This window comes from Burkholderia sp. Bp8992 (assembly GCF_003853705.1).
Classification (GTDB): domain Bacteria; phylum Pseudomonadota; class Gammaproteobacteria; order Burkholderiales; family Burkholderiaceae; genus Burkholderia.
In genome coordinates this window covers 225,445-239,147 of record NZ_QTQI01000007.1, presented here as the reverse complement: position 1 = coordinate 239,147, position 13,703 = coordinate 225,445, and the positions used below count along the sequence as shown (strand labels likewise).

Genomic DNA, 13,703 nt, shown 5'->3' with positions numbered 1-13,703 from the left:
CGGCAACTACCGAGAGGGCCGACTGACCGCTCCGGGTGACGAATTCGACCGGTCATCCAGGGCCCCCACGAAGAACCTTCAAAAAAACCCGCCGGCATGCACCGGCGGGTTTTTCGTATGCGACTTGCCCGACGCTTAACGCGCCGGATTGAGCAACAGATTCATGTGACGGTTCACATCCTTGTACAGCAGATAACGGAAGCGCCCAGGCCCGCCCGAATAGCAGGCCTGCGGGCAGAACGCGCGCAGCCACATGAAATCGCCCGCTTCAACCTCGACCCAGTCCTGGTTCAGGCGATAGACGGCCTTGCCTTCCAGCACGTACAGGCCGTGCTCCATCACGTGCGTTTCCGCGAACGGAATCACGCCGCCCGGCTCGAACGTCACGATGTTCACGTGCATGTCGTGGCGCATGTCGCTCATGTCGACGAAGCGCGTCGTCACCCATGCGCCGTTGGTGCCCGGCATCGGGATCGGCTCGACGTCCTGCTCGTTGGTCACGAACGCTTCCGGCAGCGGAATGCCGTCGACGGCCTGGTAGTGCTTGCGCACCCAGTGGAAGCGCACCGCGGCGTCGCTGACGTTGTGCAGCGTCCAGTCCGCGCCCGGCGGAATGAACGCGTAGCCGCCCGGCTTCAGCGTGTGCTTCTTGCCCTGCAGCGTCAGCTCGGCTTCGCCTTCGACGACGAACAGCACGGCTTCGGCGTTCTTGTCCTGCTCGGGCTTGTCGCTGCCGCCGCCCGGATTCACTTCGACGATGTACTGCGAGAAGGTTTCGGCGAAACCCGACAGCGGGCGAGCGATCACCCACAGGCGCGTGTTCGTCCAGAACGGCAGCCAGCTCGTGACGATGTCGCGCATCACCCCCTTCGGGATCACCGCGTACGCCTCGGTGAACATCGCGCGATCGGTCAGCAGATCCGTCTGCGGCGGGTGGCCGCCATGCGGCGCGTAATACGTTGTCTTAGACATATTGCATCCAGGCAATGGGTTGGTCCGGCCCCTGGCGCAAACGGCATCGGGCGGTTCGCACGCGCGTGGGGCACGCATGCGGCGGCGGGACATCGTTGCCGGGGTGGCTTGAAAGCGCATGCGCCTTCGTTCGGTCGGCCAGGCTTCGCGTCGGGTCCGTCCGGTTCATCGGACGCGGCGGCCCGGGTTGTCGGGCCGGTGGCCGGGCCGCGGCGCTCGCGATCATGCGGCGAGGCGCGGACGGCGGCACGGTTCGACTCGATACGCGAGCACCGCCGACGATAGCGAAGTCGATCGCGATCGACCAATTAAATGTTGCGATGACATGCATTCGATTTCCCACTACCCACCGACATGCGCGATGCGCGGTGAAGCGGCATTGCGCGGCACGCTGGCTATCAGGGAAATCCTGACGAATGCGTCAGGGTCGCGGCACATCCGGTCATGCGGATCGGCGCGGTGGCGACGTGCTTGCGCCAGCGGATCGCTCGCCGTGTCGGGGTCGTCAGGCTGGTACGGACGGAAGCACGATCCGTGATGACGCATGCCGATTCTGCCCAGGCGCGATCATGCGCGGCAGGTCAGGTCGTCGATGGAGGGGGAAACACGGCGGGAGGTGATTGCCGGCCCGTCGATCGGGCGCATGGCAGCGGCTGATGAAGCCGGAAGGGGTCGCCGGTCAGGCCGGCGATGACGGCCCGGCAGGCCGCCGGGCCGAATCTCGCGTCGGATGCCGACGCCGTCGGCGCGCCGGTGCGCGTATCGCGCACCGTGCCGCGCCCGCGGCGATCAGTCCCAGTCGCGGTCGCGGTGATGACGATGCTTGTGGTGACGATAGCCGCGGTCGCCGCCGTAATCACGCTCGTACGAGTTGCGCGACATGTTGCCGCCGAGTGCCGCGCCTGCGCCGCCGCCGACGGCCGCGCCCAGCAGGCCGCCCGTGCGGCCGCCCATCGCGTTGCCTGCCGCGGTACCCGCGCCGCCGCCGAGTGCGCCGCCGATGATCGCACCGGTACGCTCGCGACGATTCGACGTCACCGCGCCGCCGGCACCGCCGCCGATGGCGCCGCCGATCACCGAGCCGGTGCTGCCGCCGACTGCACCACCGACCGCTGCGCCGGCTACCCCGCCGAGCGCGCCGCCAAGTGCGTTGTTCAGGTCACCGGCCAGTGCCGGCAGCGACGTCGCGCCGGTCAGCACGGCGACGACGAGAGTGGGGGCGATTTTCTTCCACATTCCCGTATTCTTCCTTGTTCACGATCTGGTTATTGAAGGTCCGCTCGGTACGCCGATCTGAATCGATCGACATCCGGTCGGGCTTTGTGCCGAACCGCGGACCAATTCATTTCAATGAGCTTGCGGCGAAGAATAGCACCGGTCCCGCTTCCTTGCCGTGGACATTCTGGTAACAAGTTGTTTACGGATAACGGACGTCGAACGGGCCCGCCGGATTCGCCCGAAACCCGCGCCGGCATTGGCTTTCGAGACGTTCCGGCCCTGCGGCGCAACACGCCGGCCATGCGCGGCGTCGCGCGTTTGCGACACACGTGGCAACACATCGGGTACGCGGCGTGCGCAGGCGCACGCGCAGCGGTCGGGAAGAGATGACGGGGTCAGTACACGCCGGGCAGCAACCGCCAGGTCCGCGCGCAATAGGCGTCGTATTCGGCGCCGAATTGCGAACGCAGCAGCGCCTCCTCCGAGCGGATCCGCGCGACGAGCGGCACCAGCGTCAGCACGACCAGCAGCACGCCGACGCCCGAGCGGAACACCAGCGCCCAGCCGAGCGAATTGACGACCAGGCCGAGATAGCTCGGATTGCGGATGCGGCTGTAGATGCCGCCCGTCACGAGCGTATGGCCCGGCTGGATCGCGACGAGCCCGCTGAAGCGCTTGCCGAGCACGAACACGGGCCACATGCGCAGCACACCGCCCGCGATGAACAGCACGACGCCGATCCAGCGCACCGCCTCACCGCCGAAGGTCCAGGCGTCGAGCCGGTCGGTCAGCGCGGGCAGGTATGCGAGCAGGAAGCCGCTCGCCGCGAATGCGGCGAGCACCCAGCGGTTGTCGCGGTTCTCGCGCTCGCCGCTGCTCAGGTTGCCTTCGGAGAACAGCGCGGCGACGGCCATCGCGAGCGTCGCGATCGTGACGACGGTCAGTTGGGGATGCGAGAAGAACGCGGCGAACCCGCCGCTGCCGAGGACGGCAAGCCCGAGATAGACGAGCGTGGACAGGCTCGACAGGACGACGGCCTTGCGGGTGACGGTCATGACGGCCTCGTAGCGATGCACTTTCCTGTGAAGTATAGGAAGTGCGCACACGAAGTGTCGTGCGCGGCCGTCACGCGGCGCATGAACCTGCGCGAATCATCCGGCGCAAGGCGGCGAACCGGGCCGCTGCGGCCGAGGCTCGCGCGCGCTGCAACGGATCAGCGGATGCGGAAGTTGCCGCCGATCCCGACGCTGACGGGCGGCGCGTAGTACGCGGGCGCATAGCCGTAGTAGGCCGGCGCGGGCGCGTAGCCGTACGGCGGCGCGACGTAGCAGCCGGACAGGCCGCCGATCAGGGCAAGCGTGATGAGAAGTCTGGTCATGGCTCGATTCCCGGCGCAAAAGACGAATGGCACCTCGCGAAAACCGCGCCGCCGCGAAGGGCGGCGACCGGCACGAAGAGGCGATCCGCCCTTCCTGTCGCTCGATGATGCAATGCGCGGAGTCTAGCGCCGGGCCTGGCCGGACGAGTTTCGCCGGCGGTTACACGTGTTACCTCGCATGACCGCCGAAACAACCGGTGGCGGCGCGGCGTCCGGCCGGCGGGCCTTCGCCGTGCCTCGTGCCATCGACCCGTTACACGAAACGCGCACGAATGCGCTGCGCGAGCGTTTCGAGCGTCGCCGCGTCGGCGATCTCGCGGGCGTGCATCCGCAATTCGGCGCCTTCCCAGCGCGGGATCACGTGGAAATGCACGTGCGGGACCGTCTGGCCGGCCGCCGCGCCGTTGAACTGGCCGATGAACACGCCGTCCGGCTCGAGCGCCGCACGCACCGCCGCCGCGACGCGCTGCGTCATGCGGATGCCGGCCGCGGCCGCGTCGCCGGACAGCTCGAAGATCTGCGCGGCCGGCTCCTTCGGGATCACGAGCACGTGACCGTCGGCCTGCGGCATCAGATCCATGATCGCGAGTGTCGCGTCGTCTTCCGCGACCTTCACGCAAGGCAGTTCGCCACGCAGGATTTTGGCGAACGGGTTGTTGTCGTCGTAGGACATGGTGTTTTCCGATATCGGTTGGACAGTGGGGCCGGGTGGGCGATGCCGGACGATTATCGGCCGGCGAGCGTCTCGATTTCAACTCGCGCGGCGCGACGGGTCGAGCCGTCCGGCGCGAAGCATCGCGAACCGATCGTCACGCGGCCGCGATTGCCACGCATCGCCCGAACCTGCGACACTGCCGGATCGTTGCCGGCCGGCACGCCACCGAGGACGCTCGCGCATGACGATCCCCCTCAAGAAGCTGATGCTGCGCGGCGTCGCGCTCGTGCTCGCCGCCGCGGTCGGCTACACCGGCTATATGCTGTCCCGGCTCGCGCCGATCGCGACCGGCTACGCGGCGAAGGCGCTGTGTTCGGGCGTGTTCGTGTCGGGCCGGCCGGCCGCGTCCGTGATCGACGTCGACATCATGGCCGGCGTCCATCCGCTGCTGAAGCTGGTACGCCCTTCGATCGATCGCGACCACCATCGCGCGACGGCGACCTTCGCCGGTTTCGCCGAGCGCGAAGCCGACTTCCGGCCGGGGCTCGGCTGCACGCTCGTGCCCGACGCGACGCCGACCACGTTGCCGGCCGCATTGCCGCCGCTTCCCGATCCGCCGTCCGACCAGCCTGCACCTGCCACGCCTCCCGCCGGCATCGACGCGCACAAGCTGCAGGCCGCGCTCGACCGCGCGTTCGACGAACCCGATCCGGCACGGCCTCGCCGCACGCGCGCGATCGTCGTGATGTGGCGCGGCCAGGTGATCGCCGAACGCTACGCGCCCGGCTTCACGGCCGGCACGCCATTGCCCGGCTGGTCGATGACGAAGACCGTGACGGCCGCACTGGTCGGCACGCTCGTCGCGCAGCACAAGCTGTCGCCCGATGCGGCGGCGCTGTTGCCCGAGTGGCGCGGCAGCGGCGACCCGCGCGCGGCCATCACGCTCGACGAGTTGCTGCGGATGACGAGCGGCCTGCAGTTCAACGAGGACTACGACGACCCGCTGTCCGACGTCGCCGTGATGCTGTTCACGCAGCCCGACATGGCACGGTTCGCATCGGCGAAGCCGCTCGCCGCGACGCCCGGCACGCAGTGGTACTACTCGAGCGGCACGAGCGCGATCGTCGCGCGCGTGATGCGCGAAGCGCTGGGCGGCAGCGAGGACGACTACCTTGCGTATCCGCGCCGCGCGCTGTTCGCGCCGCTCGCGATGCGCAGCGCGGTGTTCGAGCCCGATGCATCCGGCACGCTCGTCGCTCCGTCGTACCTGTATGCGAGCGCGCGCGACTGGGCGCGTTTCGGGCAACTGCTGCTGCAGGACGGCGTGTGGAACGGGCAGCGGCTACTGCCGGAAGGCTGGGTGCGCTACCTGACACGCGCGACGCCGCAGTCGTCGCGCCAGGAGTTCGGCGCGCAGCTGTGGGTCAAGGTGCCGGAGCCGTTCAACGATCGCGATCCGCAGGCGAGCGCGATGCCGGCCGACGCGTTTCATGCGGTCGGCCATGAAGGCCAGTTCGTGAGCGTGGTGCCGAGCCGTCAGCTGGTGGTCGTGCGGCTCGGGTTGTCGCGGCCGGAATCCGCGTGGAATCACGAGGCGTTTCTCGCGCGCGTGCTCGCTGCGGTGCCGGCGCCTGGCGCGTGAAGCGATGATTCACGCGTGAAGCGGCGGCAATGGCAACACTGCCGCTTCACGCGCTACCGCCCGCGCATTACGGATTCGCGCTGCCTGCGTATTGCTTGAAACCTTCACGCGTCGCGAGACGCTCGATGTAGCGCGACACCGCCGGCAGATCCGGATGCTCGAACGGCGTGCCGAACCAGCGGTTCACCGACAGGCCGATCGGAATGTCCGCAAGCGTGAACGTATCGCCGGCCACGTACGCGCCGGTCTTTTCGAGCTGGGTGTTCAGCACGTGCATGTGCTTCGTCCAGCCTGCGATCGACTGCGCGATGCCGGCCGGATCCTGATGATCGGGCGATTTGCGCACGAGGCCGAGGAACGCGCCGACCCACGAGCGGTTCAGGTCCGCCCCCTGCCAGTCGATCCACTGGTCGACCCGCGCACGCGCCTGCGGCTCGGCCGGATACAGCGCATCGCCGCCGTAGCGGTTCGCGAGATAGCGAATGATCGTGTTCGACTCCCAGAGCACGAAGTCGTCGTCCTTGATGACGGGCACGAGCGCGTTCGGATTCAGTGCGAGATAGGCCGGATCGTTGGTCGTGCGGAAGCCCGCACCCCAGTCTTCCTGTTCGAACGGGAGGTTCAGTTCGGTGCACAGCCACAGCACCTTGCGGACGTTGATGGACGGGATCTTGCCGAGGATGTGCAGCATGCAGTCTCCTTGTGAGGTCGGATGCGGAGCGTTAGGGGCGCACGGCACGCCTCGAACGCGTTCATGCCGAATTTATACACGACCTCGCGGCAAACGGCAGGCCGCGGGCGCGAAATCGGTGTGCGGCCGATTCGTCAGGTCACGCAGCGCGTGCTCGGCCGTCGGGAACCGGAACATGAATCCGTCCCGATGCAGCCGCGCCGGCATCACGCGCTGCCCGTCGAGCAGCAACTCGGCCATCTCGCCCATCGCGGTGCGCAGCGGCGCGGCCGGAACGTGCAGCCACGCGGGGCGGCGCAGCACCTTCGTCACGACCTGCACGAACTCGCGCTGGGTCACTGCCACCGGTGCGACCGCGTTGTAGACACCGTGCATGCCTGCGTTCGACATCGCACGTGCGACGATCCGCAGCACGTCGTCCCGGTGAATCCAGCTCATCACCTGCGCGCCGTCGCCGAATCGTCCGCCCATCCCGAAGTAATGCGGCAGCAGCATCGGGCGCAGCGCGCCGCCGGGGCCGAACACGATACCCAGCCGCAGCACCACCGAGCGCACGCCGTGACGTTCGAGCGGCTGCGCGGACTGCTCCCACTGCCGGCACAGTTCGGCCATGAAGCCGGTGCCGGCGCGGCTGCCCTCGTCGAGCCGTTCGTCACCCGGCCGCACGCCGTAATAGCCGATCGCCGACGCCTGGATCCACGTGCGCGGCTTGACCTCGGCGGTGTCGACCCAGCGCATCAGCGCCTGCGTGACGCCGACGCGGCTCGCGAGCAGCACCGCCTGCCGGCGCTTGCTCCAGCGCGCGCCCAGCACCGGCGCCCCAGCGAGATTGATGACCGTGTCGAAGCGCTCGTGCGGCTGCAACTGGTCGGCGGACGTCACGCTGCGCACGCGGCCGTGGAACAGGTAGGCCGCACGCAGCGGATCGCGCGCCAGCAGCGTGACCGTGTGCCCGGCAGCGAGCAACTGGTTCACGAGCGTTTCGCCGATGAAGCCGGTCCCGCCGGTCACGAGCACGTTGCCGGCCGGCTGCCCCGCGAACGGATTGGCGGCCGGCGCGCGGTGCGCGATGCGGCACGCGGCGATCCCGTCGCGGATGCCCGACACGGTCACGCCGACGGCGAACAGGCTGAGCAGCCAGCCGCGCCAGCCGAGGTCGAGCGGCTGCAGCGCGGTCGGCTCGTGCGCCCAGGCCGCAAGCTGCATCGCGATCATCCCGAACAACGCGCCGCCGTTGACGGCCAGCAGCGTATGCAACACGCGCTCGGTCGCCGGCAGCTTGCGGCTCTGGTCTTCGACGACGAAGTCCCACAACGTCAGCGCCACTTCGACGAGCACGACCGCAGCGAGGGCCGCAACCCACGCGCCGTGAAACGCGACGTTCGCGATCGATGCGAACACGAGGCCGTAGAGCACGGAACGCACCGCGTGAATCGCCAGTTCGAGCCGTGCGCGCGGGCTGTGCGGCAGGTCCTGCGTGAGTTCGTGGTGATAAAGCGTATCGAATGCGCCCATCGCGCCCTGCACGATCAGCAGGTTGAGCGCCCAGTCGAAAGCAGGCAAGGTGTTCATTCGGTATCCCTCCTCCACAGCCAGACCAGCGGCGGCACCATCGCGACAAGCGCGACGACGTCGATCGCCACATGGCCCCACACATGCGCCTGCCACGACAACAGCATGTCCTGCGGCGCCCAGATCAACAGGCCGGCCAGCAGCCAGCCCCACACTTCCCGTTTCCGCAACCGGTTGCCGAGGTGGACCAGCGCGATCATCCAGACCGACGCGCACTGCACCGTCGCGCCGATCAGCGACATCCACCAGATCTGCTGCGCATGCGCCGCATCGGGCATCGTTCCCGCCCGGAAATACAGCTCGATGCCGCGGTGATAGGCATCGAGCCACGGCGCGCCAGCCACCCACGGCACGACTGCGCCGACCAGCAGGTGCACGATCGCTGCCGCCATCATCCAGTTCACGACGATGCGTCGCAGCGTGTCGCGCGCCGGGCGGTCTGCTTCCCTGCTTTCGGCGGCCTCGCCGATACCGCACGCCGCGTCGTCATGACACACCTCGGCGCGATATCCGAGCCAGCGCGAAACCGCGTACCGGTTACGTGCGAAGCGGCGATACAGCGGCGCGAGCGCGGCGCGCATCGCCGGCACGCGCAGCAGCCAGACGAGCCAGCGGCGCCCGGCCAGCGCATGGGCGGCCATGATGCTGTCGACGCCGGTCAGCATGCGTCCGTCGGGCAGGCGCGCGTGCAGCTCGCGATTCAGCGCGGGCAGGTCGACGCCCAGCGGCGCCGGGTCGAAACCCGGCTCGGCGATATCGACGAACGCCAGCCGGTGCCGCGCGTCGCGGGCCCCGAGACGCCGTATTTCCGCGACGCATAACGGACAGCGTCCGTCGAAGTAAAGAACCAATTCACTTGCGCCCATGCTTCGTACTCCTTTTTGTTTTTGCAGACATCATGAAGCGATCGATCGACTGCTTTTCGGGATGTGTCGCCGCCGCGCCGGCCCCGCGCGGCGGCGACACGCCTACATCGGCTTGACCACCATCAGGAAATAGACGGTCAGCATCGCGAAGAACGCCGGATAGCCGAGCAGTTCCCACCGCTTCGCGTAGCGCCAGTAGCGCTCGGGCAATGCGGCGTCGCCGTTGGCGTGCGCGAGCTTCGCCATCGAGGCAAGTTCGAGCTGCAGCCACACGACCGGCAGCCAGCACGCACCGGCGACCGCATACAGCACGATCGACGCGAGCAGCCACGGCGTATGCCACGACCAGCCGGCCGTATGCGCGAGCCACAGCCCGGACGCCGGCTGGAAGATCACGGCCGGCGTCGTGAACCACCAGTCCGCGCGCACCACGAGCCGCGACACGGCCGCGATCGCGGGCACCGACCGCGTGCGGTTCGCGAAGAACAGGTAGAACGCGGTGCCGAACCCCGTGCCGACCAGCAGCACCGAGGACAGGATGTGAAGCGCCTTGATGACGAGATAGGTATTCATGCTTGTTCTTCTTCTGAAAAAAGGATCAACAGGATCGCGAGAATCGGCACGTTCTTGAGCACGGGGCCGAACGGTTCGGCCAACAGGCCGGGCATCGTGACCGCGATGACGGCCGAGTACGCGACGATCAGTGCCGCTTGCGCGGCCCACAGCCGCCGCGACGGCGCGGCAACGGTCGCGATGCCGAACGCGAAATCCAGCGCGCTGGCCGCGTAGAGCGCGATCAGCGCAGGCAGCCCCGTCAGGTGCGCAGGCGCGAGCAGCGCGAGGCTCGCGTGCAGCGGATGGACGAACGCACTGACGATCGCCGTCCAGATCCACACGATCGCGAGTGCGCCCCGCAGCAACGGGCGCCGCCACATCGCGAGCGCGTCGCGACGCAGCAGTGCGGCGGCATCCGCGCCGATGAAGCTGCCGATGCCGCGCGGCGGCCGGCCGAGCACGGCCGCGGTGGCCGCCGGATCGCCGGTGTTGCCGCCGCGCAGCATCGTCCACGTGTCGCGCGTGAACATCGCGCCCGGCAGCATGCCGGACAGCATGGCCGCCGCGCCGGCCAGCGGGCCCGGCAGCGACACGCGGGCAGCCGGCGGGAACCCCAGCGCGGCACGATAGCCGGCCAGCATCTCGCGGTATTCGACTTCGTCGTTGCCGACCACGTCGATCACCCGGCTGCCGGCCGCCGGCGCATCGCCCGGTTGCACGACGAGCCGCGCGACGACTTCGGCGAGATCGTCGACATGCACGGGGCGCAGCCGCTGACGGCCGCCCGCCGGCAGCACCTGCACGGGCAGGCTCGCGAGCATCCGGAAAAACCGCGCCGACGTGCCGGCCGTGCCGTAGACGAGCGCGGGACGCACGATGCGGAAATCGATCGGCAGCGTCTGCAGGAAGCGGTCGGCCGCGTGCTTGCTCGCGAAGTACCGCGTATCGCCGCGCTCGACACCGAGCGCCGAGACCTGGATCACGCGCCGCACGCCGGCAAGGCAGCACGCGGTAAAGAGCGCGCACGGCGCGGCGCGATGCACGGCGTCTAGCGTCGCGCCGCGTCGATCGGCCAGCATGCCGACCGCGTTGATCACCACGTCGACACCCTTCAGCCGCGCGAGCCACGCGGCCGGATCGACGTCCCTCGCGAAGTCGATCGCGACGTCGCGCGGGCCGGCCGCGTGACGCACGCCGCGCAGCACGCGATGGCCGCCGGCTTCGAGCTGCGCGCACAGCGCCCGCCCGATGAAGCCGTTCGCGCCGCAGACGAGCACGGTCATGCCGCGTGCGCCGGTACGCTCGGGCGGGCAGGTCGACGGCAAGGCCGCGTTCATTTTTATCCTCTATTTACAGTTATTTCTGTACAGACAGAAATATCGATCCCGAAAAAAGCGGGCTGTCCGCCCGCACTTCCGCTACCGCTTACTTCGACGGCTTGCGCCTGACTGTCTGGCTGATCTTCGCGCCGATGCCGAGCGCCTTCATCAGCGTATCGGGCTTGAGCCGCAGCATCTCGTCCGACCACGTCGTGAGCGTCTCGACGAACTGCAGCGTGTCGCGAATGCGCTGTTCGGTCTCGCGGCTCTCGTTCGCGATCTCCGGATTCGTCAGGCAGTCGCGCAACACCGTGAGCGTCGGCTCGATCTCGCGCTGCCGCCGCCCTTCGACGATCAGCTTGAACAACTCCCAGATGTCGGTCGACGTCTCGAAGTGGTCGCGGCGATCGCCCAGCACGTGCACGACCTTCGCGAGGCGCCACGCCTGCAGCTCCTTCAGGCTCGTGCTGACGTTGGAGCGCGCGACGTTGAGCGTCTCGGCGATCTCGTCGGCCGCGACCGGCCGCCCGGCCAGGTAGAGCAGCGCGTGAATCTGCGAGACGGTGCGGTTGACGCCCCACCGCGAGCCCATTTCGCCCCAGTGGAGAATGAATCGTTCGGCGATCGGTGTGAGTTCCATGTCGGCAAATTTATTCATTTCAGTTATTTCTGTCAAGAGAGAAATAACCGGACGATCCGGCACCTTCCGGCCGCGCCCGCCCGCGATCGGCCGCTTCCTTTACAATGCGCGGGATTTTTCCGATTTCAGGCCGTCCCCGCCTTTCTGATAAGAGGTTTCCATGATCATCAAACCGCGCGTGCGTGGCTTCATCTGCGTGACGACTCATCCCGTCGGCTGCGAAGCCAACGTCAAGGAACAGATCGACTACGTGACTTCGCACGGCCCGATCGCCAACGGCCCGAAAAAGGTGCTCGTGATCGGCGCGTCGACCGGCTACGGCCTCGCCGCCCGGATCTCGGCCGCATTCGGCTCGGGCGCGGACACGCTCGGCGTGTTCTTCGAGCGCGCCGGCAGCGAGACGAAGCCCGGCACGGCCGGCTGGTACAACAGCGCCGCGTTCGAGAAATTCGCCGCTGAAAAGGGGCTCTATGCGCGCAGCATCAACGGCGACGCATTCTCCGACAAGGTCAAGCAGGTCACGATCGACACCATCAAGCAGGATCTCGGCAAGGTCGACCTGGTCGTCTACAGCCTCGCGGCACCGCGTCGCACGCACCCGAAGACGGGCGAAACCATCAGCTCGACGCTCAAGCCGATCGGCAAGGCCGTCACGTTCCGCGGCCTCGACACCGACAAGGAAGTGATCCGCGAAGTGTCGCTCGAACCGGCGACGCAGGAAGAGATCGACGGCACCGTCGCCGTGATGGGCGGCGAGGACTGGCAGATGTGGATCGACGCGCTGGCCGACGCCGGCGTGCTGGCCGACGGCGCAAAGACCACCGCGTTCACGTATCTCGGCGAGCAGATCACGCACGACATCTACTGGAACGGCTCGATCGGCGAAGCGAAGAAGGATCTCGACAAGAAGGTGCGGTCGATCCGCGACAAGCTGGCCGCGCACGGCGGCGACGCCCGCGTGTCGGTGCTGAAGGCCGTGGTCACGCAGGCCAGCTCGGCGATCCCGATGATGCCGCTGTACCTGTCGCTGCTGTTCAAGGTGATGAAGGAAGCCGGCACGCACGAAGGCTGCATCGAGCAGGTATACGGGCTCCTGAAGGACAGCCTGTACGGCGCGACGCCGCACGTCGACGAAGAAGGCCGCCTGCGCGCCGACTACAAGGAACTCGACCCGCAGGTGCAGGCGAAGGTCGTCGCGATGTGGGACCACGTGACGAACGAGAACCTGTACGAGATGACCGACTTCGCGGGCTACAAGACCGAGTTCCTGCGCCTGTTCGGCTTCGAGATCGCCGGTGTCGACTACGACGCGGACGTGAACCCGGACGTGAAGATCCCGGGCATCATCGACACGACGGTCTGACGAAACGCGCCGCCGCCGTGCACACGCACGGGCGGCGGATGCGCGTGGCCGGCGGCGTCAACGCGGCGCCGGTTCTTCCAGATAGACGCCCGACGACAGCGTGGCCTTCACCTGCCGCGTGAACTCGTCGGTCGACACTTCCTCCTCTCCCGCCTCGATCGCGTCGTAGGCCTGGCGCACGACGTCGGCCGGCGTGGCCTTCGGCACGTCGAGGCCGGCCGTCAGGTCGGTGTCGATGAAGCCGGCATGCAGCCCGACGACCTGCGTGTGCTGCTCGCGCAGCGAATGGCGCAGCCCGTTGGTCAGCGCCCATGCGGCCGATTTCGACACGCCGTAGCCCGACAGGATCGGCCGGTTCACCCAGCTCGCGACCGACAGGATGTTCAGGATCGCGCCGCCGCCGTGGCCGGCAAGGGTGCCGGCAAACGCGCGCGACATGGCCAGCATCCCGAACACGTTGGTTTCGAAGTGGTCGCGCAACGCGTCGGGCGCGCCGTCGTCCGTCAGGCTGCCGAGCCGCGCGATGCCGGCGTTGTTGATCAGCAGCGTGACGTCGCGTGCCGCGTCGGCAGCTGCGGCGACGGCCGCCGGATCGGTCACGTCGAGCTTCACGGGCACGACGCCCGGCAGCGTCACGCTGGCCGGATCGCGCGCCGCCGCATAAACCTTGCGCGCCCCTCGGGCGAGCGCCTGCTTCGCAAATTCGAGCCCGAGCCCGCGGTTTGCGCCCGTCACGAAAACGACTGCACCTTCGATCTTCATGATCGTTCCTTTCGCATGATGAATCGCCTGCGCGCCGGCTCGCCGCGCGCATGAGATCCGGTGGAAAACG

General features: G+C 68.1%; 14 protein-coding genes. 2 read left to right on the top strand and 12 right to left on the bottom strand.

The window, feature by feature from the left end:
* Positions 1-135 precede the first annotated feature (135 nt).
* The 5 genes from DIE03_RS13750 to DIE03_RS13735 all read right to left on the bottom strand — a co-directional run bounded on the left by DIE03_RS13750 (position 136) and on the right by DIE03_RS13735 (position 4,241).
* Entirely contained in the window at positions 136-972 is an 837-nt protein-coding gene (locus tag DIE03_RS13750; protein ID WP_124451067.1) for a bifunctional allantoicase/(S)-ureidoglycine aminohydrolase, read from the bottom strand.
* Between the two features lie 789 nt (positions 973-1,761).
* Positions 1,762-2,208: a hypothetical protein gene (locus DIE03_RS13745; protein WP_124451065.1), complete on the bottom strand. Its 447-nt coding sequence runs from the start codon at positions 2,206-2,208 to the stop codon at positions 1,762-1,764.
* Between the two features lie 377 nt (positions 2,209-2,585).
* Complete coding sequence (locus DIE03_RS13740) at positions 2,586-3,245, bottom strand: isoprenylcysteine carboxylmethyltransferase family protein (RefSeq protein WP_124451063.1); 660 nt, start codon at positions 3,243-3,245, stop codon at positions 2,586-2,588.
* Positions 3,246-3,403: 158 nt separating this feature from the next.
* Positions 3,404-3,568 carry a hypothetical protein gene (locus DIE03_RS38250; protein WP_011353821.1) on the bottom strand — a complete coding sequence of 55 codons (165 nt, stop codon included), beginning with the start codon at positions 3,566-3,568 and terminating at the stop codon, positions 3,404-3,406.
* Positions 3,569-3,821: 253 nt separating this feature from the next.
* Positions 3,822-4,241, bottom strand: coding sequence for an HIT family protein (locus DIE03_RS13735; protein WP_124451061.1), 420 nt, complete (start codon positions 4,239-4,241; stop codon positions 3,822-3,824).
* A 223-nt stretch (positions 4,242-4,464) separates the two neighbouring features.
* On the opposite strand from DIE03_RS13735, the gene DIE03_RS13730 reads away from it, so the two are divergent.
* Entirely contained in the window at positions 4,465-5,865 is a 1,401-nt protein-coding gene (locus DIE03_RS13730; RefSeq protein WP_124451059.1) for a serine hydrolase, read from the top strand.
* Positions 5,866-5,932: 67 nt separating this feature from the next.
* Here DIE03_RS13730 and DIE03_RS13725 read toward each other — a convergent pair whose 3' ends face one another.
* The 6 genes from DIE03_RS13725 to DIE03_RS13700 form a co-directional block, all read right to left on the bottom strand.
* A complete protein-coding gene (locus DIE03_RS13725) occupies positions 5,933-6,556 on the bottom strand; it encodes a glutathione S-transferase family protein (protein ID WP_124451057.1) in 624 nt (207 codons plus the stop codon).
* Positions 6,557-6,628: 72 nt separating this feature from the next.
* Positions 6,629-8,128 (bottom strand): TIGR01777 family oxidoreductase, encoded by a 1,500-nt coding sequence (locus DIE03_RS13720; RefSeq protein ID WP_124451055.1) that lies wholly within the window; start codon positions 8,126-8,128, stop codon positions 6,629-6,631.
* Positions 8,125-8,994, bottom strand: coding sequence for a thiol-disulfide oxidoreductase DCC family protein (locus DIE03_RS13715; protein ID WP_124451053.1), 870 nt, complete (start codon positions 8,992-8,994; stop codon positions 8,125-8,127). The genes DIE03_RS13720 and DIE03_RS13715 overlap by 4 nt, the downstream gene beginning before the upstream one ends.
* 102 nt (positions 8,995-9,096) lie before the next feature.
* On the bottom strand, positions 9,097-9,567 hold the full coding sequence (locus tag DIE03_RS13710; protein ID WP_124451051.1) for a DUF2269 domain-containing protein: 471 nt from the start codon (positions 9,565-9,567) through the stop codon (positions 9,097-9,099).
* Positions 9,564-10,886 carry an SDR family oxidoreductase gene (locus tag DIE03_RS13705; RefSeq protein ID WP_124451049.1) on the bottom strand — a complete coding sequence of 441 codons (1,323 nt, stop codon included), beginning with the start codon at positions 10,884-10,886 and terminating at the stop codon, positions 9,564-9,566. The genes DIE03_RS13710 and DIE03_RS13705 overlap by 4 nt, the downstream gene beginning before the upstream one ends.
* Before the next feature lie 88 nt (positions 10,887-10,974).
* On the bottom strand, positions 10,975-11,508 hold the full coding sequence (locus tag DIE03_RS13700) for a GbsR/MarR family transcriptional regulator (RefSeq protein ID WP_006480371.1): 534 nt from the start codon (positions 11,506-11,508) through the stop codon (positions 10,975-10,977).
* A gap of 160 nt (positions 11,509-11,668) precedes the next feature.
* Here DIE03_RS13700 and fabV point away from each other — a divergent pair, with 160 nt between their 5' ends.
* Positions 11,669-12,871, top strand: a complete 1,203-nt coding sequence (gene fabV, locus DIE03_RS13690) for an enoyl-ACP reductase FabV (RefSeq protein WP_124451046.1) — start codon at positions 11,669-11,671, stop codon at positions 12,869-12,871.
* A gap of 57 nt (positions 12,872-12,928) precedes the next feature.
* Here fabV and DIE03_RS13685 read toward each other — a convergent pair whose 3' ends face one another.
* Complete coding sequence (locus tag DIE03_RS13685) at positions 12,929-13,633, bottom strand: SDR family oxidoreductase (RefSeq protein ID WP_124451044.1); 705 nt, start codon at positions 13,631-13,633, stop codon at positions 12,929-12,931.
* Positions 13,634-13,703: the final 70 nt, after the last annotated feature.

Bases quoted from the DNA above. Each gene is read 5' to 3' on its own strand.
- DIE03_RS13705 (WP_124451049.1), bottom strand. From the start codon at position 10,886: ATGAACGCGGCCTTGCCGTCGACCTGCCCGCCCGAGCGTACCGGCGCA.
- DIE03_RS13715 (WP_124451053.1), bottom strand. From the start codon at position 8,994: ATGGGCGCAAGTGAATTGGTTCTTTACTTCGACGGACGCTGTCCGTTA.
- DIE03_RS13750 (WP_124451067.1), bottom strand. From the start codon at position 972: ATGTCTAAGACAACGTATTACGCGCCGCATGGCGGCCACCCGCCGCAG.
- DIE03_RS13745 (WP_124451065.1), bottom strand. From the start codon at position 2,208: ATGTGGAAGAAAATCGCCCCCACTCTCGTCGTCGCCGTGCTGACCGGC.
- DIE03_RS13730 (WP_124451059.1), top strand. From the start codon at position 4,465: ATGACGATCCCCCTCAAGAAGCTGATGCTGCGCGGCGTCGCGCTCGTG.
- DIE03_RS13740 (WP_124451063.1), bottom strand. From the start codon at position 3,245: ATGACCGTCACCCGCAAGGCCGTCGTCCTGTCGAGCCTGTCCACGCTC.
- fabV (WP_124451046.1), top strand. From the start codon at position 11,669: ATGATCATCAAACCGCGCGTGCGTGGCTTCATCTGCGTGACGACTCAT.
- DIE03_RS13700 (WP_006480371.1), bottom strand. From the start codon at position 11,508: ATGGAACTCACACCGATCGCCGAACGATTCATTCTCCACTGGGGCGAA.
- DIE03_RS13710 (WP_124451051.1), bottom strand. From the start codon at position 9,567: ATGAATACCTATCTCGTCATCAAGGCGCTTCACATCCTGTCCTCGGTG.
- DIE03_RS38250 (WP_011353821.1), bottom strand. From the start codon at position 3,568: ATGACCAGACTTCTCATCACGCTTGCCCTGATCGGCGGCCTGTCCGGC.
- DIE03_RS13725 (WP_124451057.1), bottom strand. From the start codon at position 6,556: ATGCTGCACATCCTCGGCAAGATCCCGTCCATCAACGTCCGCAAGGTG.
- DIE03_RS13735 (WP_124451061.1), bottom strand. From the start codon at position 4,241: ATGTCCTACGACGACAACAACCCGTTCGCCAAAATCCTGCGTGGCGAA.
- DIE03_RS13685 (WP_124451044.1), bottom strand. From the start codon at position 13,633: ATGAAGATCGAAGGTGCAGTCGTTTTCGTGACGGGCGCAAACCGCGGG.
- DIE03_RS13720 (WP_124451055.1), bottom strand. From the start codon at position 8,128: ATGAACACCTTGCCTGCTTTCGACTGGGCGCTCAACCTGCTGATCGTG.